Genomic DNA, 21609 nt, shown 5'->3' on the forward strand with positions numbered 1-21609 from the left:
GCGTGCGACGCGTCCGGTCAGCCCGTGACCGGCTCCGCCGTCGCCACGGGCACCGGGCGCGTCTCCGGCAGCAGCGTGAAGCACACCAGGCTGACCAGCGCGATCCCCGTCAGATACGCGCCCACGCCCCACGGCACCCGCCCGCCCCGCTCGGCGAGCGCCGTGGCCACGATCGGGGTGAGCGCGCCGCCGAGGACCCCGCCGAGGTTGTAGCCCACGGCGGCGCCGGTGCAGCGCACCCGCGGTTCGTACAGCTCCGGCAGGTAGGCGGCGATCACCGCGAACATGGTGACGAAGGCGAGCAGGGCTCCCAGGATGCCGAGGAACATCAGCAGCGGCTCCCCGGTGGCCAGCAGCGCGACCATCGGCAGCATCCACAGGACGCAGGCGACGCACCCCGCCACACACATCGGCCGGCGCCCGAAGCGGTCGGCGAACAGCGCCACGACCGGCACGAGCGCGCCCTGCACGAGCACCGCGCCCATGACGCACGTCAGCATGACCGTACGGCTCACACCGAGTTGCTCCGTCGCGTACGACAGCGACCAGGTCGTCACCGCGTAGAACACCGCGTAGCCCACTGCGAGCGCCCCGGCCGTCAGCAGCACCAGCCGCCCGTGATGCCGCACGACCTCGAAGAACGGCACGCGCGCGTGGTCGTCGATCTCCAGGAAGCGGGGACTTTCCGCGAGGGACGACCGCAGCCACAGACCGGCCAGCGCCAGCGCTCCGGCCGCCCAGAACGGCACGCGCCAGCCCCAGCGCGCGAACTCGGCGTCGGACAGCGCCGCCGACAGCGCGAGCACCACGCCGTTGGCCAGCCCGAAGCCGAGCGCCGGACCCACCTGCGGGAAGCTCGACCACAGGGCGCGCCGTCCGGCCGGGGCGTGCTCGGCGGTCAGCAGCACCGCCCCGCCCCACTCCCCGCCGAGCCCCAGCCCTTGCAGGAAGCGCAGGACGAGCAGCAGGAGGGGCGCGGCGACGCCGATGGCGCCGTAGGACGGCACACAGCCGACCGCGACCGTGGCGGCGCCGGTCAGCAGCAGCGAGGCGACGAGCACCGGCCGCCGTCCGTGCCGGTCGCCGAGGTGCCCGAACAGCACCGAACCCAGCGGCCTGGCGATGAAGCCCACCCCGAACGTCCCGAACGCCGCCAGCGTGCCCGCCAGCGGCGAGAACGTCGGGAAGAACAGCGGACCGAGAACCAGCGCCGCCGCGGTGCCGTAGACGAAGAAGTCGTAGAACTCGATCGCCGTCCCGGCGAGCGAGGCGGCGGCGAGCCGGGGCATGGACGGCCTGTTTACAGCCTGTACATCACGCATGATGGGTCAACTACCCACCGTGATCAGGGGTTACGGGGGCGTGCGGAGGTGATCACGGGGCCAGTGGTACGCGCCGTGGGGACCGGCGCGCATGGCCCGCTGTCCGCCCGGGACGGCGTGATAGACCGGTCGTGACGAGCAGCGGTCGCAGACGCGCCGCCCACCGACGGACCGGAGGAAACCGTGCCCCGCACCCTGGCCAACGCCCCGATCATGATCCTCAACGGGCCCAACCTCAACCTGCTCGGCCAGCGCCAGCCCGAGATCTACGGCACGGAGACACTGGCCGACGTCGAGGCGCTGTGCGCCAAGGCGGCGGCGGCCTACGGCGGCACGGTGGACGCCCGGCAGTCCAACCACGAGGGCCAGCTCGTCGACTGGATCCACGAGGCGCGGCTCAACCACTGCGGGATCGTCATCAACCCCGGCGCCTACTCGCACACGTCCGTCGCCATCCTGGACGCGCTCAACGCCTGCGACGGCCTGCCCGTGCTGGAGGTGCACATCTCCAACATCCACCAGCGCGAGCCGTTCCGGCACCACTCGTACGTCTCCCGGCGTGCCGACGGTGTGATCGCCGGCTGCGGCGTGCAGGGCTACGTGTTCGGCGTGGAGCGGGTCGCGGCGCTGCTCGGGGCGGCGCGGACGGACGCCTGATCCCGCGCGGGGGTCACAGCCGGCCCGCCTCCACGATCCGGCGCAGGAAGCGCCGGGTGCGTTCGTGCCGCGGGTCGCCGAAGACCTGCTCGGCACTGCCGCGCTCCAGCACGACCCCGCCGTCCAGGAAGCACACCTGGTCGGCGACGTCCCGCGCGAACCCCATCTCGTGCGTCGCCAGCACCATGGTCATGCCCTCCTCCTTCAGGCCGCGGACCACCTCCAGCACCTCCCCCACCAGCTCCGGGTCGAGCGCGGCCGTGATCTCGTCCAGCAGCAACAGCCGGGGCCGCACCGCCAGGGCCCGTACGATCGCCACACGCTGCTGCTGGCCGCCGCTGAGCCGGTCCGGGTAGGCGTCCGCCTTCCCGGCCAGGCCGAGGCGCTCCAGCAGCTCCCTGGCCCGTTCCTCGGCCTCCGCGCGGGCCACCCCGTGCACCCGGCGCGGCGCGAGCGTGATGTTGTCGAGCACGGTCATGTGCGGAAACAGGTTGTACGCCTGGAAGACGACGCCGATCCGGCGCCGCACCGCGTCCTGGTCCACCCGCGGGTCGGTGATCTCCTCGCCGTCCAGCCAGATCGCGCCGTCGTCGATCTCCTCCAGGAGGTTGGCACAGCGCAGCAGCGTGGACTTGCCCGAACCCGAGGCACCGATCAGCGCGGTCACCGTGTGCGGGGCGACCTCCAGGTGCACGTCCCGCAGGACGACAGAGCCGGCGAAGGTCTTGCGGACCGACTCCATCCGCAGGACGGGCCCGTCGCCCGCGGGCCTCTTCTCCAGCGTGCTCACAGCGATCCTCTCCGGGGGCTCACAGGGAACCTCCCTGCGCCCGCCGCGCGTCCATCCGGGCCGTGATCCAGTCGGTGAACCGGGTCATCGGGATGGTCAGCGCCACGAAGGCCAGTCCCGCGACGATGTACGGCGTGTAGTTCAGGCTGCGGCCCACGATGATGTCGGCCGCGCGTACGGCGTCCACCGCGCCGCCGATGGAGACCAGACCGGTGTCCTTCTGCAGTGACACCAGGTCGTTGAGCAGCGGCGGCACCTGGCGGCGCACCGCCTGCGGCAGCACGACGTGGCGCAGGGCCTGCCGGTTGGTCAGGCCCAGCGAGCGGGCCGCCGCGCGCTGCGAGGGGTGGACCGACTCGATGCCGGCCCGGAACACCTCCGCCACGTACGCCGAGTAGGTCAGCGTCAGGGCCGTGCCGCCGAGCAGCACCGGATCGACCGTCACGCCCTGCAGCCGCAGCGCCGGCACGCCCAGGACGACGATCATCAGGTTGATGATCAGCGGCAGACCGCGGAAGAAGTCGGTGTACGCCGCCGCCAGCACCCGCAGCGGGAAGAACACCGGTCCGCGCAGGGTGCGTGCGATCGCGATCAGCATGCCGAGGACCAGCACGGCGACGCCGCAGACCAGCAGCAGCCGGAGGTTCAGCCACAGCCCTTCGAGGACCTTCGGGAACGCCTCGCGCGCGTAGTGCGCGCTGAAGAAGGTCTCCTTCGTACGCGGCCAGCCCGGGGCGTTGACGACGACCAGGTAGAGCAGCGCGGCCGTGACGAGGGTCGACAGGGCCGCGATCGCCGTGGCGCGACGGGCACGCGCGCGTCGATGGCGCTCACGCGCCAGGCGCCGTTCGGAGGGCACGTAGCCGTCGTGGCCGGGGCCGTCACCGGTCAGGTCACCGCTGTCGTCCGCCCCTTCCCGGGCCGGCCCGCCCTTGACCACCGTCACTTCAGTACCGGGGCGTCGACGGCGTCGGAGAGCCACTGCTTCTCGAGGCCGGCCAGCGTGCCGTCCTCGCGCAGGGCGTCGACGGCGGCGGTCACGCACGAGGTCAGCGCGCTGCCCTTGTCCAGCACGAGCCCGAACTGCTCGGGCGCGCCGCCCTGGTTCTCGAACTGACCGACGATCTTCGCGTCCGTGACCTCGGCCGCGGTGATGTAGAACGCGGTCGGCAGGTCGGTGACGACGGCGTCCACCTGACCGTTCTTCAGGGCGGACTTGGCCTGGTCGTTCTTGCCGAAGACGGCCGCCTGCCGGTCCGGCTTCACCAGGTCGGTGATGTAGTCGAGGCTCGTGGTGCCCACCTGGGCGCCCAGCTTGAGCTTGCGCAGGTCCGCGATGCTCGTCGCCTCGGCCGCTCTGCCGCCCTTCAGCGCGATGACGGCCTGACGCACGTCGTAGTAACCGGAGGAGAAGTCCACGGCCTTTTTGCGTTCGTCGCTGATCGAAACCTGGTTGATGTCGAAGTCGAAGCTTTTCACCCCCGGCGCGAACGCCTTGTTGAACGGCACGCTCTGCCAGACCACCGCGCTCTTGTCATAGCCGAGTCGCTTCGCCACCGCATAGGCGACCGCCGACTCGAAGCCCTTGCCGTTGGCGGGCTTGTCGTCCTTGAACCACGGTTCGTAGGCCGGTTCATCCGTCGCGATCGTCAGCTTCCCGGACGTCTTCGTCGGGAGCTTGCCCTTGGCGCAGCTCTCCGCGGCCGGCCCGGACGAGGTGGCGGAAGCCTTCTCCTCGGGCTGCGGCGCACAGCCGACAGCGGTGGCGAGCAGGGCTATGGTGGCGGCGACGACCGCGCGGCGCGGTGTGCGAAGGGCAGGATGCATGGCGGGAGAGTGGCAGCGAACGCGGCATCTGTCCAGGTCACAGCGGTAGTTGTCCGAATGGTGGGAACGGGTGTTGCGGTTGTGTGAACCCGGCCGCACGCGTACGCGTGGCGATGCTCGGGCCGCCGGCCGAGGGCGGTGGGTTGGAGACCGGCGGCCCTGCCGCTTCAGGAGCTGATGTCCTGTGCGGGCTGCTACCAGTTGACTGCGGAGCGCCGCTCTCCGCGAGTGCGCACAGAGGCTCGGGACGTGCGGCGGAATCACACGGGGCGCGTACGGAGGTGCTGTGCGCCCGGAGCATGCGTGATGTGAGAGGCGCGCCCGGCGCGCAGGCGACGCGCCCGCGCGGGGCGCGTGCACGGCACCGTGCGCCGGAGCGCGGATGCCTTCGGCGCCGGGAAGTCGGCAAGGAGCGGGCGGATACGCGGGCGGCGCCGTGCGGACCGCCCGTGAAGTCCCCGCCCCGCCATCACCACCCGCGCGCGTGCCACTCCGGCAGCTGCGGCCGCTCCGTGCCCAGCGTCGTGTCGTTGCCGTGCCCCGGATAGACCCACGTCTCGTCCGGCAGCACGTCGAAGATCTTCGTCTCCACGTCGTGGATCAGACTCGCGAACGCCTTGGGGTCCTTGTGCGTGTTGCCGACACCGCCGGGGAAGAGGCAGTCGCCGGTGAAGACGTGCGGGTGGCCGTGCGGGTCGTCGTAGACCAGCGCGATCGAACCGGGCGTGTGACCGACGAGATGGCGCGCGGTCAGCTCCACCCGGCCCACCTTGATCACGTCGCCGTCGTCGACCAGGACGTCCGTGGGGACCGGGATGCCGGCGGCGTCCTCGCGCCCGGCGTACGTACGCGCGCCCGTGGACGCGACGACCTCGGCGAGCGCCTGCCAGTGATCACCGTGCCGGTGCGTGGTGACGACGGACGCGATGCCGTCGTCACCGATCATGCCGAGGAGCCTCGGTGCCTCGCTCGCGGCGTCGATCAGGAGCTGCTCGTCGGTGGCCCGGCAGCGCAGCAGATAGGCGTTGTTGTCCATCGGGCCGACCGCGATCTTGGTGATCATCAGGTCTTTCAGCTCGTGCACATCCGCCGGTCCGCCGACCTTGACCTCTCCGGTGTACGTCATGTCGGCAGCCTATAGCGGGACGGGCCTCGCGCACCGCCGCTCCCAGGGCCCGCGGACGGCCATGGTCCGCGGGCCGGTTCCCTAGAGCGGCGGCAGCTTCGGCAGCTCCCCGCCGTCCACCTTCAGCGCCGCGCCGTCGCGGCGCCCGGCGAGCCAGCCCAGCAGGTCCGCCGGCCGGCCGGTGACCGTGATGTCGGGCACGTCCGCCGCGCGTCCCGTGGTCCACGCGCGCGTGCCGTCCGTGAGACGGATCGCCGGAATGCCGGGGTGCCCGGAGAACCGCTCCGCGAGGAACCCGGTCTCCCGCTCCGTGAACTCTGCCGGCAGGTCCTCCAGCTCGTACCCGGTCCCGAGGTCCACGTGATGCAGCTCCACCTCCGCCCACCGGCGCAGCGGCACCCGCGACGCGGAATCGGTGACCCCGTTGCGCAGCTCCACCGTGCGCGTCCAGTCCGCGGGCGCCTCCCCGGCCGCCTGGAGGCGGGCCGCGCTGTCCCGGAGGTCGGCGACCTGCACCTCCAGGGGACGTGGCGCGCCCTCCTCGATGCCGGCGTCCCGCGCCTCGGCGCTGGCGTACATGGGGCGGCCCTCGAGGACGTTCACGAGGGCGTCCGCGTTCCGGGCCAGGTGAGCGAGGACGTGCCCGCGGCTCCAGCCCGGGAGCCGGGACGGCCCGGCGAGCGCGGTGTCGTCCAGTGCGGTGACCGCGCTGAGCAGCCGGTCGGTCGCCTCGCGTACACAGGCCAGGTCATGAGCGTGATCCATCATGGCGCCGACCCTAGCCCGGCCACTCCTTCGGGTGAAGGTGACGAACCACGCCCGTAAATCGAATGCACGTGCTATATCGTCGGTGGCGGCGTCGGGCATGCTGGAGAGCCGGGGATTGTTATGCAACCGGGCAATCCGACCGACGTTGTCAGTGGCTCCCCCTAGTCTGAAGAAGCACGGGGGCCCCGCCCCTGTCACTTCTCCCAAGAAAGGTGCGGACCGGCGTGGCCGACCGTCTCATCGTCCGTGGCGCGCGCGAGCACAATCTGAAGAATGTCTCGCTCGACCTGCCTCGTGACTCGCTCATCGTCTTCACGGGCCTGTCCGGGTCGGGCAAGTCCTCCCTGGCCTTCGACACGATCTTCGCCGAGGGCCAGCGCCGTTACGTGGAGTCGCTCTCCTCGTACGCACGGCAGTTCCTCGGCCAGATGGACAAGCCCGACGTCGACTTCATCGAGGGCCTTTCCCCCGCGGTCTCCATCGACCAGAAGTCGACCTCGCGCAACCCCCGTTCGACGGTCGGCACGATCACCGAGGTCTACGACTACCTGCGGCTGCTCTTCGCGCGCATCGGCAAGCCGCACTGCCCCGAGTGCGGCCGCCCGATCTCGCGCCAGTCGCCGCAGGCCATCGTGGACAAGGTGCTGGAGCTGCCGGAGGGAAGCCGCTTCCAGGTGCTGTCCCCGCTGGTGCGCGAGCGCAAGGGCGAGTTCGTCGACCTCTTCGCCGACCTCCAGACCAAGGGCTACTCCCGCGCGCGTGTGGACGGCCAGACCGTCCAGCTGTCCGAGCCGCCGACCCTGAAGAAGCAGGAGAAGCACACCATCGAGGTGGTCGTGGACCGCCTCACGGTGAAGGACTCCGCCAAGCGGCGCCTCACCGACTCCGTGGAGACGGCCCTCGGCCTGTCCGGCGGCATGGTCGTGCTCGACTTCGTGGATCTCCCCGAGGACGACCCCGAGCGCGAGCGCATGTACTCGGAGCACCTGTACTGCCCGTACGACGACCTGTCCTTCGAGGAGCTGGAGCCCCGCTCCTTCTCCTTCAACTCGCCCTTCGGCGCCTGCCCCGAGTGCACGGGCATCGGCACGCGCATGGAGGTCGACCCCGAGCTGATCGTCCCGGACGAGGACAAGTCCCTGGACGAGGGTGCCATCCACCCCTGGTCGCACGGGCACACCAAGGACTACTTCGGCCGGCTGGTCGGCGCCCTCGCGGACGCCCTCGGCTTCCGCACGGACATCCCCTTCGCGGGCCTGCCGCAGCGCGCCAAGAAGGCCCTCCTCTACGGCCACAAGACCCAGATCGAGGTGCGCTACCGCAACCGGTACGGCCGCGAGCGGGTCTACACCACCCCCTTCGAGGGCGCGGTGCCCTTCGTCAAGCGCCGGCACAGCGAGGCCGAGAGCGACGCCAGCCGCGAGCGCTTCGAGGGCTACATGCGCGAGGTGCCCTGCCCCTCCTGCGAGGGCACGCGCCTGAAGCCGATCGTCCTCGCGGTCACGATCATGGGGAAGTCGATCGCCGAGGTCTCCGCGATGTCGATCAGCGACTGCGCGGACTTCCTGGGCGAGCTGAAGCTGAGCGCCCGCGACAAGAAGATCGCCGAGCGGGTCCTGAAGGAGGTCAACGAGCGGCTGCGCTTCCTGGTCGACGTCGGCCTGGACTACCTCTCGCTCAACCGCGCGGCCGGCACCCTCTCCGGCGGCGAGGCCCAGCGCATCCGCCTGGCCACGCAGATCGGCTCCGGCCTCGTCGGCGTCCTCTACGTCCTGGACGAGCCGTCCATCGGTCTGCACCAGCGGGACAACCACCGGCTGATCGAGACCCTGGTGCGGCTGCGCGACATGGGCAACACGCTCATCGTCGTGGAGCACGACGAGGACACGATCAAGGTCGCCGACTGGATCGTGGACATCGGCCCCGGCGCCGGCGAGCACGGCGGCAAGGTGGTGCACAGCGGCTCCGTGAAGGAACTGCTCGACAACGCCGAGTCGCAGACCGGCGCGTACCTCTCGGGCCGCAAGTCGATCCCGCTCCCGGACGTGCGCCGCCCGCTCGACCCGTCCCGGCAGCTCACCGTGCACGGCGCCCGCGAGAACAACCTCCAGGACATCGACGTGTCCTTCCCGCTGGGTGTGTTCACGGCCGTCACCGGAGTCTCCGGCTCCGGCAAGTCGACCCTGGTCAACGACATCCTGTACACCCACCTGGCCCGCGAGCTGAACGGCGCCCGGACCGTCCCCGGACGGCACACCCGCGTCGCCGGCGACGACCTGGTCGACAAGGTGGTGCACGTCGACCAGTCGCCGATCGGCCGGACCCCCCGGTCCAACCCGGCGACGTACACCGGCGTCTTCGACCACATCCGCAAGCTGTTCGCCGAGACCACCGAGGCGAAGGTCCGGGGTTACATGCCCGGCCGCTTCTCCTTCAACGTCAAGGGCGGCCGCTGCGAGAACTGCGCGGGCGACGGCACCATCAAGATCGAGATGAACTTCCTCCCGGACGTCTACGTCCCGTGCGAGGTCTGCCACGGCGCCCGGTACAACCGGGAGACCCTGGAGGTCCACTACAAGGGCAAGTCCATCGCCGAGGTCCTGAACATGCCGATCGAGGAGGCCATGCACTTCTTCGAGGCGGTCCCGGCGATCTCCCGCCACCTGAAGACCCTGAACGACGTCGGTCTCGGCTACGTCCGCCTCGGCCAGTCCGCCACCACCCTCTCCGGTGGTGAGGCGCAGCGCGTCAAGCTCGCCAGCGAACTGCAGAAGCGGTCCACCGGACGCACGGTCTACGTCCTGGACGAGCCGACCACCGGTCTGCACTTCGAGGACATCAGCAAGCTGCTGACGGTCCTCGGCGGACTGGTCGACAAGGGCAACACGGTCATCGTCATCGAGCACAACCTGGACGTGATCAAGACCGCCGACTGGATCGTGGACATGGGCCCGGAGGGCGGTGCCGGAGGCGGCCTGGTGGTCGCCGAGGGCACGCCGGAGGAGGTCGCCGGGGTGCCGGCGAGCCACACGGGGAAGTTCCTGAGGGAGATTCTCGGTGCCGACCGCGTCAGCGACGCCCAGCAGGTCAAGGCGCAGCGCGGCGGCACGGCCCGGAAGACGGCGGCGGCGAAGTCGCCGGCCAGGAAGACGGTGACGGCCAAGACCGGCAGCACCGCCAAGTCCAAGGCCAACAGCACCGCGGCCAAGAAGGCCGCCGCGGCCACGAAGAAGGCGACGCCCGCGAAGAAGACCACGCGGACCCGCAGTTCCTGAGGCGACGAGCCGCCGAGGCGGCCGTTCCGTCAGGCCTGACACCTCGTCGGCAGGCCTGACGCCCCGTCAAAGAATCTGCGCCCCGCGGGAACTCCCCGCGGGGCGCCGCTCGTTCCCCCATCAGCCGGTCCGACAGGTCCCCGTGCAGCGCAGGCCGCGGGTCCGGTCGTACCTTGTCAACAGAACAGGGAAGAACAGCCGCTCACAGCCCGGCCGGATCGCCCAGCTCCGTCGCGTACGGCGGCTCGGCCCCCGCCCGGGAGCAGGTGATCGCCGCCGCCCGTGCCGCGAAGCGCAGCAGCCGCGTCCAGCCCTCCGTCCCGAGGGCGGCGAGCGCTCCGGCGGACAGCGCGTCCCGGCCGGCCAGCCCGTGCAGCAGGGCCGCGTTCACCGTGTCCCCGGCCCCGATGGTGTCCACGACACCGACCTTCTCACCCGGCACGGAATGCTCCCCGCCGTCCCGGGTGAACACGGTCAGACCCTCGCCGCCCCGTGTGATCACCACGGCCGCCGGTCCCGCGGCCAGCCACTCGCGCGGAGTGCCGCCGAGCCACGCCGCGTCCTCCGCGGACAGCTTCAGCAGCGTCACCGAGGGCAGCCAGCTCCGGAAACGCTCCCGGTAGGCGTCCGCGTCCGGGATCAGTCCCGCCCGGACGTTGGGGTCCAGCGCGGTGAACAGCCCCTGCCCGGCAGCGGTCCGCATCAGCTCCTCGTAGGCACTCGCCCCCGGCTCCAGGACGAGCGAGCAGGTGCCGAAGGAGACCGCGCGTGTGCCGGCGGGGAGCGCGGCGGGAGCGGTGAACAGACGGTCGGCGGTGCCGTCGACGTAGAAGGAGTAGGCGGCCGAGCCGCCGGCGTCGAGGGTGGCCACGGCGAGGGTCGTCGGCTCCGGCCCCCGCTGTACGCGGGACACGTCGACCCCGGCCCGCCGCAGCCCGTCGAGCAGGGCCTCACCGAAGGCGTCGGACGACACCCGCGAGCAGAAGGCGGTGGGGGAGCCGAGCCTGCCGAGCGCCACGGCGGTGTTGTACGGCCCGCCGCCCAGCGCCGGCTTCAGGTCCGCCAGGGCGCCCGGGCCCTGCGGTACCAGGTCGATCAGTGCCTCACCGGCGACGACGATCACGAGGCGGTTCCCTTCTCGGACAGCGCGGACGGTGCGGTGCGTCCGGCGGCTTCGGCGCGGCCCCACCCCCTTCGGGGCAGCCGCAGGACACGCGGTGGACGAACCTTCACCGCGCGGGCCCACCGTTCCCCACCGATCCGACCACCCGGCCCCGGCCGTCTTCCGGCCGGGACGCTATCCCATGACCCGGCCCGGCGTAAACGCTCAGATGAGCGGCCCGCGCCCGCCGCCCCCGCCCGGGGACCGGCCCCTCGGTCCCGGTATCGTGCGCTCCGCACACCCCTCGACCAGTGGAGTCCAGATGCCCGCCCGCTCCCGCGCGAGCCGTCGTACCGTCCTTCGAGGGGCCGCCGCGGCCCCGGTCGCCGGGCTCGGCCTGGCCGCGTGTTCCTCGCCGGACGAAGGCGGCTCGACCTCGTCCGCTGCCACCGAGTCCGTCGAACTCGGCAAGGAGAGCGAGGTCGCCAAGGGCGGGGCGAAGCTCTACCGGGACCACAACGTGGTGGTCAGCCGTGACCAGGACGGCGGCCTCAAGGCCTACAGCACGATCTGCACGCACGCGGGGTGCCCCATCAACAAGCTGGAGGGGACGACTTTGATCTGCCCCTGCCACGGCAGCCGGTTCGATGCCGTCACCGGCAAGGTGGTCCAGGCACCGGCCACCGAGCCGCTGACCGAGCTGGCGGTGAAGGCCACCGACGGCAGGATCGTCGCCGGCCCGGCGAACTGACCGGGAGGCCGCCGGGGGCGGGCACGTCCCCGGCGGCCGGGCGGCGCGGGAGGCGGGGGACCGCTCACTCCCAGTCCCAGGTGATCCCGAGGATGCCCGGCCGGAGCCGTGGCTCGACCAGATGGGCGCTGCGGTGGGGGCCGGACACGGGCAGCTCCTGGCGGCCGGCGCGCGGGGCCGCCGCCGAGTGCTGGGAGAAGCGGTGGCAGCGCACCGGCAGCGCCGCCGGGTCGAAGCGCACCTGGAGCGCGTACTGGCCGCCGGGAGAGCCGCACCGGTGCAGATACTCACGTGACGCCCCGGCCGTGCCGTCCTCGACGGCGTACCGGAAGAGAAAGGTGTCGCCCGAGCGCAGCCGGGTGCCGAAGAGCAGCTCGGCCACCAGCACGCCGGTGTCCCGGTCCCAGCGCAGGCGGCCGGTGCGGCAGTTCTCCAGGGCCCGCACGACGACGCGGCGGGGGTCGCAGCCGGGGTCGCCGTGATGGACGGTGACGAAGCGGTCGACGCCGTCGCGGTGGGCGCGCACGATGTGGTGGGCCTCGCGGCTCGCCAGCTGGCGCCGGGCGCCGATCCGGACGCATTCGTGGTGGCTCAGGGTGCGCAGTCCGCCGTCCAGGGACCAGCCGAGGCCGGCCGTGAGCCGGTCCACCACGTCCGAGGCCTCGGTCAGGGAGCGGTAGGAGCGGGCCGCCGGGTGGCCGGCGGGCGCGGGCCCGTCGGACTCGGCGAGCAGCCGGATCAGCGACTCCTCGGGCAGCCGGAGGATCTCCTCCAGCGCCCGTACGGCGCGCAGCGACTCCGGGCGCTGCGGGCGGCGCGCACCTTGTTGCCAGTAACTCAGGCTGGTGACACCCACCCTGACCCCGTGGCGGGACAGATGGTGCTGCACCCGCTGGAGCGGCAGTCCGCGTGCGGCGATCGCGGCGCGCAGCGCCACATGGAAGGGGCCGCCCCGCAGGGCCGTGGCCAGTTCCGCGGCGGGGGCCTCCGCGTGCTCTGTGGCATGCCGCATGCCGAGGGGCCTTTCTGTGAGTGTCGCTACGGCCGGTCACACCGTCTGCACGGCTGTGCGGGGCCGCTCCGCGGGCGCCGCGGACACCCGTGGCCGGGCACCCTCGCCCGCACCCATGGGTGCGCGGCCCCGATTCCCCCGCATTGAAGCGTGTTGACCAGGACCCGACAACACCTCGGTCCGGTCGTGACGGACGACTGGCCGGACCTCGCCGTCGCGCGGACGGCGGCCCGGCGCGCGGCGGACCTCGACATGTCGTGGTGGGCCCCTGTCCCGGGCCTCGGCCAAGAGCGCCGGGCGGGCTGCGGGCGGCGCGTCCCCGGCACCCCGCATGGCCGGATCCCGCCCGCCGGGCATGCAGGAACAGCCCCTGCGGCCGTCCAGCAGGGCATCCACCGCGCGCCAGCGCCCCGCACCACCGTCCCGGGCCGCCGTGCGGGGCACACGGCGCGGAGCCCGGACAGCCCACCGCCGGCCCGCGGCCCGGCAGCGCGCGCACCGTCGGCCCGGCGCACCCCTCGGTCCAGGGGCGGGCCGCCGTACGGGTCCGAGGGTTGTCCACAGGCCCGACGCGGTGTCGGTGCTCGCCAGTAGGGTGTGAGACATGGCCGATCCCTCCAGCTACCGCCCCAGGCCGGGTGACGTCCCGGACTCCCCGGGGGTGTACAGGTTCCGCGACGAGCACCGCCGGGTGATCTACGTCGGAAAGGCGAAGAGCCTGCGCCAGCGCCTGGCGAACTACTTCCAGGACCTGGCGAACCTGCACCCGCGCACCCGGACGATGGTGACCACCGCCGCGTCCGTGGAGTGGACCGTGGTGTCCACGGAGGTCGAGGCGCTCCAGCTGGAGTACTCCTGGATCAAGGAGTACGACCCCCGGTTCAACGTCAAGTACCGCGACGACAAGAGCTACCCGTACCTCGCGGTCACGATGAACGAGCAGTTCCCCCGCGTCCAGGTGATGCGCGGTCACAAGAAGAAGGGCGTCCGGTACTTCGGTCCCTATGGACACGCGTGGGCCATCCGGGACACCGTCGACCTGCTGCTGCGGGTCTTCCCGGTGCGCACCTGCTCGGCCGGCGTCTTCAAGAACGCCACCCGCACCGGCCGCCCCTGTCTGCTCGGCTACATCGACAAGTGCTCCGCGCCCTGCGTCGGCCGGATCACCCCCGAGGACCACCGGGAGCTGGCCGAGGAGTTCTGCGACTTCATGGCCGGCCGGACCGGCACCTACCTCCGCCGCCTGGAGAACCAGATGATGGAGGCGGCCGAGGAGATGGAGTACGAGCGGGCGGCCCGTCTGCGCGACGACATCGGGGCGCTGAAGAAGGCCATGGAGAAGAACGCGGTCGTCCTCGCCGACGCGACCGACGCCGACCTCATCGCCGTCGCCGAGGACGAGCTGGAGGCGGCCGTGCAGATCTTCCACGTACGCGGCGGCCGGGTGCGCGGTCAGCGCGGCTGGGTCACCGACAAGGTCGAGGACGTCACCACCGGCGCCCTGGTCGAGCACGCCCTCCAGCAGCTGTACGGCGAGGAGAGCGGAGACGCCGTGCCCAAGGAGGTGCTCGTCCCGGCCCTGCCCGAGCCGGTGGAGCCGGTCCAGGAGTGGCTGACCGGCCGCCGCGGGGCGAACGTGTCGCTGCGCATCCCGCAGCGCGGCGACAAGAAGGCGCTCATGGAGACCGTGCAGCGCAACGCCCAGCAGTCCCTCGCGCTGCACAAGACCAGGCGCGCCTCCGACCTGACCACCCGCTCGCGCGCGCTGGAGGAGATCGCCGAGGCCCTCGGCCTGGACAGCGCCCCGCTGCGGATCGAGTGCTACGACATCTCCCACCTCCAGGGCGACGACGTGGTGGCCTCCATGGTCGTCTTCGAGGACGGGCTCCAGCGCAAGAGCGAGTACCGCCGCTTCCAGATCAAGGGCTTCGCCGGCCAGGACGACGTCCGCTCCATGCACGAGGTGATCAGCCGCCGCTTCCGGCGTTACCTCGCCGAGAAGGAACGGACGGGGGAGTGGGCCGACGGCCCCGGCACCGGCACGGACGGCCCCGGCGTCGAGACCGAGGGCACGCTCGGCGGCGCGGAGACGATCACGCAGGCGATCACGGAGGCGCTCCCGGACACCCTCAAGGACGACGACGGCCGGCCCAGGAAGTTCGCGTACCCGCCCCAGCTGGTCGTGGTCGACGGCGGTCAGCCGCAGGTCGCCGCGGCCCAGCGCGCCCTGGACGAACTGGGCATCGACGACATCGCCGTCTGCGGCCTCGCCAAGCGCCTGGAGGAGGTCTGGGTGCCCGGCGAGGACGACCCGGTGGTCCTGCCCCGCACCAGCGAGGGGCTCTACCTCCTCCAGCGGGTGCGCGACGAGGCGCACCGCTTCGCGATCACCTACCAGCGCACCAAGCGCGCCAAGCGCTTCCGCGCGGGCCCGCTGGACGACGTCCCCGGCCTCGGGGAGACCCGCAAACAAGCGCTCATCAAGCATTTCGGCTCGGTGAAGAAGCTGCGGTCTGCCACGATCGAGCAGATCCAGGAAGTGCCCGGGATAGGCCGGAAGACGGCGGAGACCATCGCCGTGGCCCTCGCCCAGGCGGCCCCGGCCGCACCCGCCGTGAACACGGCGACCGGAGAGATCATTGAGGACGAGGAACCCGGCACGACGGGGGGTTTCTCGGGGGAGCCCGTGACCGCGGGCGTCCCGGACGAACGACGGGGGCAGGAGACATGACGGAGCACGACGCACGGCCCGGGGCACAGCGAGATCGCACGCACGGCGCCACGGGCGGCGAAGCCGTCCGGCAGGACACCGGCCAGGGCCCGGCCCGGCCCGACGCCGTCCGGGAGACGGGCCAGGACAACGGAGCACAGGTGAGTACGGGCAGCGAGACAGCCGGGGTCCCCGAGGCGGCCATCCCCGAGCTGGTGATCATTTCCGGTATGTCCGGAGCAGGCCGGTCCACGGCCGCCAAGTGTCTGGAGGACCTCGGCTGGTTCGTCGTGGACAACCTGCCGCCGGCCCTCATCCCCACCATGGTGGAGCTGGGCGCCCGCTCGCAGGGCAACGTGGCACGGATCGCGGTCGTCGTCGACGTGCGCGGCCGGCGCTTCTTCGACAACCTGCGGGAGTCCCTCGCCGACCTGGACACCCGGGGCGTCACCCGGCGGATCGTGTTCCTGGAGTCCTCCGACGAGGCCCTGGTCCGCCGCTTCGAGTCGGTGCGCCGGCCGCACCCGCTCCAGGGCGACGGACGCATCGTGGACGGCATCGTCGCCGAGCGCGAGCTGCTGCGCGAGCTGCGCGGCGACGCGGACCTGGTGATCGACACCTCCAGCCTCAACGTGCACGAGCTGCGCGCCAAGATGGACGCCCAGTTCGCCGGCGAGGAGGAGCCCGAGCTGCGGGCCACGGTGATGTCCTTCGGCTTCAAGTACGGCCTTCCGGTCGACGCCGACCTGGTCGCGGACATGCGGTTCCTGCCCAACCCTCACTGGGTCCCGGAGCTGCGCCCCTACACCGGCCTCAACGAGGAGGTCGCGTCCTACGTCTTCAACCAGCCCGGGGCGAAGGAGTTCCTGGACCGGTACGCCGAACTCCTGCGGCTGATCGCCGCCGGCTACCGGCGTGAGGGAAAGCGGTATGTGACCATCGCCATCGGCTGTACCGGCGGCAAGCACCGCTCGGTCGCGATGTCGGAGAAGCTCGCCGCGCGGCTCGCGGCCGAGGGCGTGGAGACGGTGGTCGTACACCGGGACATGGGACGGGAATGACGCAACGTACACCGCGGCTGGGCAGGCTGCGCCGGATGGTGCCCGAGGCGCGCGCCGGCCGCCCGGCCGAGGCCCGCGGCGGCCGGCCCCGCCGGCGCGGCGCCCAGCCCAAAGTGGTCGCGCTCGGCGGCGGCATGGGCCTGTCCGCGTCGCTCGCCGCGCTGCGCCGGATCACCGGCGACCTGACCGCCGTCGTCACCGTGGCCGACGACGGCGGCTCCAGCGGCCGGCTCCGGGACGAGCTGGGCGTGCTGCCGCCCGGCGACCTGCGCAAGGCGCTGGCCGCGCTGTGCGGCGACGACGAGTGGGGCCAGACCTGGGCCCGGGTGATCCAGCACCGCTTCCAGTCCCAGGGCGATCTGCACGAGCACGCGGTCGGCAACCTGCTCATCGTCGCCCTGTGGGAGCAGCTCGGCGACCATGTGCAGGCCCTGGACCTGGTCGGCAAGCTGCTCGGCGCGCACGGCCGGGTGCTGCCCATGTCCGCGGTGCCCCTGGAGCTGCAGGCCCTGGTGAAGGGACACGACCCGGAGCGCCCGGACGACGTGGACACGGTGCGCGGACAGGCGACCGTCGCCCTCACGCCCGGTGAGGTGCAGTCGGTCCACCTGGTGCCCAACGATCCGCCCGCCGTCCCCGAGGCCGTGGCGGCGGTCCTGGACGCGGACTGGGTGGTGCTGGGCCCCGGCTCCTGGTTCTCCTCGGTCATCCCCCATCTGCTGGTGCCCGAACTGCTGGACGCCCTCACCGAGACCAAGGCGCGCCGTGTGCTCTCCTTGAACCTGGCGCCGCAGCCGGGAGAAACCGAGGGCTTCTCCCCGCAGCGTCATTTGGAGGTTTTGGGGCGACACGCCCCTAAACTCGCCCTGGACGTGGTGCTGGCCGACGAGGCCGCCGTGCCCGACCGCGATTCGCTCACCGAGGCCGCCAAGCGGCTGGGGGCCGCGGTCGAGCTGGCGCCGGTGGCCCGGACCGACGGATCGCCCCGGCATGATCCGGAGCTGTTGGCCGCCGCGTACGACCGTATTTTTCGGATGCATGGAAGGATCGGCCCATGGCGATGACGGCAGCGGTGAAGGACGAGATCTCCCGGCTCCCCGTCACCCGGACCTGCTGCAGGAAGGCGGAGGTCTCCGCCATCCTGCGGTTCGCCGGCGGCCTCCACCTGGTGAGCGGGCGCATCGTGATCGAGGCCGAGTTGGACACCGCGATGGCGGCGCGCCGGCTCAAGCGGGACATCCTGGAGATCTTCGGCCACAGCTCCGAGCTGATCGTGATGGCCCCCGGCGGGCTGCGCCGCGGCTCGCGGTACGTCGTACGGGTCGTCGCGGGCGGTGACCAGCTGGCCCGCCAGACCGGCCTGGTCGACGGGCGGGGCCGGCCGATCCGCGGGCTGCCCCCGCAGGTGGTGTCCGGGGCCACCTGCGACGCCGAGGCGGCCTGGCGCGGGGCCTTCCTGGCGCACGGCTCGCTGACCGAGCCCGGCCGCTCCTCCTCCCTGGAGGTGACCTGCCCGGGCCCGGAGGCGGCGCTCGCGCTGGTCGGCGCGGCCCGCAGACTGTCCATCGCCGCGAAGGCCCGCGAGGTGCGCGGGGTGGACCGGGTGGTCGTCCGCGACGGTGACGCGATCGGTGCCCTGCTCACCCGGCTGGGCGCGCACGAGTCGGTGCTGGCGTGGGAGGAGCGCCGGATGCGCCGCGAGGTGCGGGCCACGGCCAACCGGCTCGCCAACTTCGACGACGCCAACCTGCGCCGCTCGGCCCGGGCCGCCGTGGCCGCCGGTGCCCGTGTCCAGCGCGCCCTGGAGATCCTCGGCGACGAGGTTCCCGAGCACCTCGCCGCCGCCGGGCGACTGCGCATGGAGCACAAGCAGGCCTCCCTCGAGGAGTTGGGCGCGCTCGCCGACCCGCCGCTGACGAAGGACGCGGTCGCGGGCCGTATCCGCCGGCTGCTGGCGATGGCCGACAAGCGCGCCGCCGACCTGGGCATCCCGGGCACGGAGGCCAACCTCACCGAGGAACTGGCCGACAACCTGGCCGGCTGAAACCGGACGAGGCGTCAACTCGCCGGTGTCGTCGCCGCCCTTTCGGGTGGTGCGCACCGGCGTTCGCGTGTCCATGAGGCGCTCTTGACTCGATCATCGAGTGCCATGAGCCTGGCAGCCTTGTTCGCCACTGGTGCGGACCACCTGTAGGGGGGTTCATGAGACACAGAGCGAGATCGATCCTCGCTGTCGGCGCGCTGATGATCGGCGGAGCGAGCCTCGCACCCACCGCCCAGGCACGGAGCGAAGGCCCGGCATCCGGGCCGGAGGAGATCGGGGTCTTCCAGGCGGAGGTCACGAAGCAGCAGTTACCCCTGCTGCTCGAGGCCGGACAGGACGGACACGAACTCGGCGAGCCGGCGGCCCGGGGCGGCAGGACCCGGGTCGAGGTCTACCTCACCGCCAAGCAGGCCGCGCACCTGCGCGAGCAGGGCGTCGCCCTCACCGAGCAGACCCTCACGGCCAAGGCGGAGGCCCGGGTCGAGGACGCGGCCCAGGGCGTGTTCCGCCCGTACAGCGGAAACGGCGGGCTCAAGGAGGAGATCCTCCGCACCGCCGCGGCCAGCCCGGGCCTCACCAAGGTCGAGGCCATCGGCAGGACCATCAAGGGCCAGGACATCCTCGCGCTCAAACTGACCAGGAACGCCAGGAAGTCCGAGGACGGCTCCAAGCCGGCCGTGCTCTACATGTCCAACCAGCACGCGCGCGAGTGGATCACGCCGGAGATGACCCGCCGGCTGATGCACTACTACCTGGACCACTACAAGACCGACCGGCGCGTCAAGAAGATCGTCGACTCGACGGAGCTGTGGTTCGTCCTCTCGGCCAACCCGGACGGCTACGACTACACCTTCGAGGGTCCCGGCACCCGCCTGTGGCGCAAGAACCTGCGGGACGTCGACGGGGACGGCGCCATCGGCACCGGCGACGGCGTCGACCTCAACCGCAACTTCCCCTACAAATGGGGCTACGACAACGAGGGTTCGTCCCCCGACCCCACCAGCCAGACCTACCGTGGCGCGAGCCCCGCCTCCGAGCCGGAGACGAGGGCCCTGGACGCCCTGGAGAAGCGGGTCGGCTTCCGATACGGCATCAACTACCACTCCGCCGCCGAGCTCCTGCTCTACGGCGTGGGCTGGCAGGTGGCCACACCGACCCCCGACGACGTCCTCTACCGGGCGCTGGCCGGCACGCCGGACAACTCGGCCGTCCCCGGCTACCGACCGCAGGTCTCCTCGGAGCTGTACACCACCAACGGCGAGGCGGACGGCCACGCGTCGAACGTCAACGGGATGGCCATGTTCACCCCGGAGATGTCGACCTGTCAGACCGCCTCGGACAGCGACCCGGACGACGCCTGGAACAGCCGGGACTGCCGGTCGGGCTTCACCTTCCCCGACGACGAGAAGCTGATCCAGCGGGAGTTCGCCAAGAACGTCCCGTTCGCGCTCTCGGTCGCCGAGACCGCGGCGCACCCCGACCGGCCTGCCTCCGCCGTCGGCCTGGGCGCCGCCGACTTCACCCCGGCCTCGTTCACCACGTCGTACTCCCGGGGCGCGGACCAGGAGGTCGCGGTCGTCGCCCGCAAGGCGGTCCGGGACAAGGAACTCAAGTACCGCGTCAACGGCGGCCGCACGCTCGACCAGGCGCTCAGGCCCTGGAAGGGCGGCGAGACCTACGGCGGCGAGGACAACCTCTACTTCGACGAGTACCGCGCCAAGGTGCGGGACGGCGAGCCGGGCGACCGGGTGGAGGTGTGGTTCACCGGCGAGACCAGGAGCGGCAAGAAGGTCACCAGCCCCCACTTCACCTACACCGTCGCGCACCGGCCGGCCGCCGACACCCTCGTGGTCGCCGAGGAGGGCACCGCCGCCGCCCGGGCACGGGCCTACGCGGACGCGATCCGGGCCGCCGGACACCGGGCCCTCGTCTGGGACGTGGCGACCCAGGGCGCCCCGGACCCGCTCGGCGTGCTGAAGCACTTCCGGACGGTCGTGCACTACTCCGGCGCGAAGGGTCCCGGCAACGCCACCCAGCTGCGGCTGCGCGCCTACCTCAACGAGGGCGGCAGGCTGATCGAGGCCGGGGAGCGGGCCGGCGGCAGCGTCGACCTCGGCGACGGCACCCTGTCGGACGACTTCAGCCAGTACTACCTGGGCGCCTACCACCGGACGCCGGCCAAGGGAGCCACCGGCTTCACCGGCTCCGGGGCGCTCGCCGGAGCCACCGGAGCCCTCGGCGACGCGCCCGGGAACCCGCTCGACGAGGCCGGCGCCTACGGCGTCACCTCCGAGGAACTGCCGGTCGCCGCGTTCCCCCGGTTCAGGAGCGCGGGCGCGGGCGCGTTCAGCGGGACCGTCAACCCCTACGGGCCGTACGCGGGCGCCTTCATGGCCGCCGCCGCGCACACCGACAACGCCTACAAGCGGCTCACCCGCACCATCGACCTCACCGGTGTCACCGCCGCCGACAGGCCGGCCCTGAGCGCCCGGCTGCTGTGGGACACCGAGCCCGGCTACGACCACGTGGTGGTAGAGGCGCACACCGCGGGCGCCGACGACTGGACCACGCTGCCGGAGGCATCGGGGGCCACGCGGACGGCCGTGCCCGAGGAGTGCGGCTCCCTGACCGGCGAGCACCCGTGGCTGAAGCACTATCTGACGCCGGCCGGCAACGACTGCGCCGCGACCGGCACCACCGGCTCCTGGAACAGCCTCAACGGCGCCTCCGACGGCTGGCAGCGGGTGAGCTTCGACCTGAGCGCCTACGCCGGCAAGTCCGTCGAGGTCTCGATCGGCTACGTCACCGACCCCGGCAGCGGCGGGCACGGCGTGCTGGCCGACGACGCCTCACTGGTCGTCGGCGGCGCGGCGCGGGAGACGGAGGGCTTCGAGTCGTCCCTGGGCGCCTGGCGGGCGGCCGGACCGCCCGCGGGCAGCGCCCCGGTGCAGAAGGACTGGACCCGCACCGGGGCCCTGTTCCGGACGTACGCGGCGGTCACCACGGACGACACCGTGCTGCTGGGTTTCGGTCTGGAACAGGTGGTCTCGGCGGCCGACCGGACGGCCCTGGTGAGGAAGGCGTTCGCCGCGCTCGACAGGTGAGCGGAGACCCCTCTCAACGGTGCACGGACGGGCAGTTCATCAAGTGAGCCGACCCGCTCA

At 72.2% G+C, this 21609-nt stretch carries 16 protein-coding genes; 8 read left to right on the top strand and 8 right to left on the bottom strand.

From position 1 onward, the window contains the following. Window positions 1-17: 17 nt before the first annotated feature. Window positions 18-1289: an MFS transporter gene (locus AB0E62_RS11805; protein ID WP_362191272.1), complete on the bottom strand. Its 1272-nt coding sequence runs from the start codon at window positions 1287-1289 to the stop codon at window positions 18-20. A 216-nt stretch (window positions 1290-1505) separates the two neighbouring features. Here AB0E62_RS11805 and aroQ point away from each other — a divergent pair, with 216 nt between their 5' ends. Then, window positions 1506-1979: a type II 3-dehydroquinate dehydratase gene (aroQ, locus tag AB0E62_RS11810; RefSeq protein ID WP_362191274.1), complete on the top strand. Its 474-nt coding sequence runs from the start codon at window positions 1506-1508 to the stop codon at window positions 1977-1979. Between the two features lie 13 nt (window positions 1980-1992). Here the strand turns inward: aroQ and AB0E62_RS11815 are convergent, their stop codons facing one another. From AB0E62_RS11815 to AB0E62_RS11835, 5 genes are all read right to left on the bottom strand, one after another. After that, window positions 1993-2721 carry an amino acid ABC transporter ATP-binding protein gene (locus AB0E62_RS11815; protein ID WP_362191338.1) on the bottom strand — a complete coding sequence of 243 codons (729 nt, stop codon included), beginning with the start codon at window positions 2719-2721 and terminating at the stop codon, window positions 1993-1995. A 67-nt stretch (window positions 2722-2788) separates the two neighbouring features. Further along, window positions 2789-3715 carry an amino acid ABC transporter permease gene (locus AB0E62_RS11820; protein WP_362191276.1) on the bottom strand — a complete coding sequence of 309 codons (927 nt, stop codon included), beginning with the start codon at window positions 3713-3715 and terminating at the stop codon, window positions 2789-2791. After that, the gene (locus tag AB0E62_RS11825) at window positions 3712-4596 is read right to left on the bottom strand and encodes an ABC transporter substrate-binding protein (protein WP_362191278.1); all 885 of its coding nucleotides are present in this window, start codon (window positions 4594-4596) and stop codon (window positions 3712-3714) included. Before AB0E62_RS11825 ends, AB0E62_RS11820 begins: the two co-directional genes overlap by 4 nt. A gap of 469 nt (window positions 4597-5065) precedes the next feature. Continuing rightward, a complete protein-coding gene (locus tag AB0E62_RS11830; protein ID WP_362191280.1) occupies window positions 5066-5722 on the bottom strand; it encodes an MBL fold metallo-hydrolase in 657 nt (218 codons plus the stop codon). Window positions 5723-5803: 81 nt separating this feature from the next. Further along, entirely contained in the window at window positions 5804-6490 is a 687-nt protein-coding gene (locus tag AB0E62_RS11835) for a maleylpyruvate isomerase family mycothiol-dependent enzyme (protein ID WP_362191282.1), read from the bottom strand. Between the two features lie 224 nt (window positions 6491-6714). Between AB0E62_RS11835 and uvrA the strand changes: the two genes are divergently transcribed. Beyond that, window positions 6715-9765 (top strand): excinuclease ABC subunit UvrA, encoded by a 3051-nt coding sequence (gene uvrA, locus AB0E62_RS11840; protein WP_362191284.1) that lies wholly within the window; start codon window positions 6715-6717, stop codon window positions 9763-9765. Window positions 9766-9967: 202 nt separating this feature from the next. Here the strand turns inward: uvrA and AB0E62_RS11845 are convergent, their stop codons facing one another. Beyond that, the gene (locus AB0E62_RS11845) at window positions 9968-10888 is read right to left on the bottom strand and encodes a carbohydrate kinase (RefSeq protein ID WP_362191286.1); all 921 of its coding nucleotides are present in this window, start codon (window positions 10886-10888) and stop codon (window positions 9968-9970) included. A 301-nt stretch (window positions 10889-11189) separates the two neighbouring features. Here AB0E62_RS11845 and AB0E62_RS11850 point away from each other — a divergent pair, with 301 nt between their 5' ends. Further along, window positions 11190-11618, top strand: a complete 429-nt coding sequence (locus tag AB0E62_RS11850) for a Rieske (2Fe-2S) protein (protein WP_362191288.1) — start codon at window positions 11190-11192, stop codon at window positions 11616-11618. Window positions 11619-11682: 64 nt separating this feature from the next. On the opposite strand, the gene AB0E62_RS11855 is transcribed toward AB0E62_RS11850, so the two are convergent. Beyond that, a complete protein-coding gene (locus tag AB0E62_RS11855; protein ID WP_362191290.1) occupies window positions 11683-12630 on the bottom strand; it encodes a hypothetical protein in 948 nt (315 codons plus the stop codon). Between the two features lie 604 nt (window positions 12631-13234). Between AB0E62_RS11855 and uvrC the strand changes: the two genes are divergently transcribed. The 5 genes from uvrC (at window position 13235) to AB0E62_RS11880 (ending at window position 21549) form a co-directional block, all read left to right on the top strand. Then, the gene (uvrC, locus tag AB0E62_RS11860; protein ID WP_362191292.1) at window positions 13235-15361 is read left to right on the top strand and encodes an excinuclease ABC subunit UvrC; all 2127 of its coding nucleotides are present in this window, start codon (window positions 13235-13237) and stop codon (window positions 15359-15361) included. Continuing rightward, window positions 15358-16401 (top strand): RNase adapter RapZ, encoded by a 1044-nt coding sequence (gene rapZ / locus AB0E62_RS11865; RefSeq protein ID WP_362191294.1) that lies wholly within the window; start codon window positions 15358-15360, stop codon window positions 16399-16401. The genes uvrC and rapZ overlap by 4 nt, the downstream gene beginning before the upstream one ends. After that, window positions 16398-17465, top strand: a complete 1068-nt coding sequence (gene yvcK, locus AB0E62_RS11870) for a uridine diphosphate-N-acetylglucosamine-binding protein YvcK (protein WP_362191296.1) — start codon at window positions 16398-16400, stop codon at window positions 17463-17465. The genes rapZ and yvcK overlap by 4 nt, the downstream gene beginning before the upstream one ends. After that, complete coding sequence (gene whiA, locus AB0E62_RS11875) at window positions 17456-18445, top strand: DNA-binding protein WhiA (RefSeq protein ID WP_014672011.1); 990 nt, start codon at window positions 17456-17458, stop codon at window positions 18443-18445. Before yvcK ends, whiA begins: the two co-directional genes overlap by 10 nt. Before the next feature lie 158 nt (window positions 18446-18603). Continuing rightward, the gene (locus AB0E62_RS11880) at window positions 18604-21549 is read left to right on the top strand and encodes a M14 family zinc carboxypeptidase (RefSeq protein WP_362191298.1); all 2946 of its coding nucleotides are present in this window, start codon (window positions 18604-18606) and stop codon (window positions 21547-21549) included. Window positions 21550-21609: the final 60 nt, after the last annotated feature.

This window comes from Streptomyces sp. NPDC038707, from assembly GCF_040636485.1.
In the GTDB taxonomy this organism is placed as follows: Bacteria; Actinomycetota; Actinomycetes; order Streptomycetales; family Streptomycetaceae; genus Streptomyces.

Coding starts and splice junctions, on each gene's coding strand:
- AB0E62_RS11830 (WP_362191280.1), bottom strand. CDS start 5,722: ATGACGTACACCGGAGAGGTCAAGGTCGGCGGACCGGCGGATGTGCAC.
- AB0E62_RS11855 (WP_362191290.1), bottom strand. CDS start 12,630: ATGCGGCATGCCACAGAGCACGCGGAGGCCCCCGCCGCGGAACTGGCC.
- AB0E62_RS11815 (WP_362191338.1), bottom strand. CDS start 2,721: ATGGAGTCGGTCCGCAAGACCTTCGCCGGCTCTGTCGTCCTGCGGGAC.
- yvcK (WP_362191296.1), top strand. CDS start 16,398: ATGACGCAACGTACACCGCGGCTGGGCAGGCTGCGCCGGATGGTGCCC.
- rapZ (WP_362191294.1), top strand. CDS start 15,358: ATGACGGAGCACGACGCACGGCCCGGGGCACAGCGAGATCGCACGCAC.
- AB0E62_RS11850 (WP_362191288.1), top strand. CDS start 11,190: ATGCCCGCCCGCTCCCGCGCGAGCCGTCGTACCGTCCTTCGAGGGGCC.
- AB0E62_RS11880 (WP_362191298.1), top strand. CDS start 18,604: ATGAGACACAGAGCGAGATCGATCCTCGCTGTCGGCGCGCTGATGATC.
- AB0E62_RS11835 (WP_362191282.1), bottom strand. CDS start 6,490: ATGATGGATCACGCTCATGACCTGGCCTGTGTACGCGAGGCGACCGAC.
- whiA (WP_014672011.1), top strand. CDS start 17,456: ATGGCGATGACGGCAGCGGTGAAGGACGAGATCTCCCGGCTCCCCGTC.
- AB0E62_RS11805 (WP_362191272.1), bottom strand. CDS start 1,289: ATGCCCCGGCTCGCCGCCGCCTCGCTCGCCGGGACGGCGATCGAGTTC.
- uvrC (WP_362191292.1), top strand. CDS start 13,235: ATGGCCGATCCCTCCAGCTACCGCCCCAGGCCGGGTGACGTCCCGGAC.
- AB0E62_RS11825 (WP_362191278.1), bottom strand. CDS start 4,596: ATGCATCCTGCCCTTCGCACACCGCGCCGCGCGGTCGTCGCCGCCACC.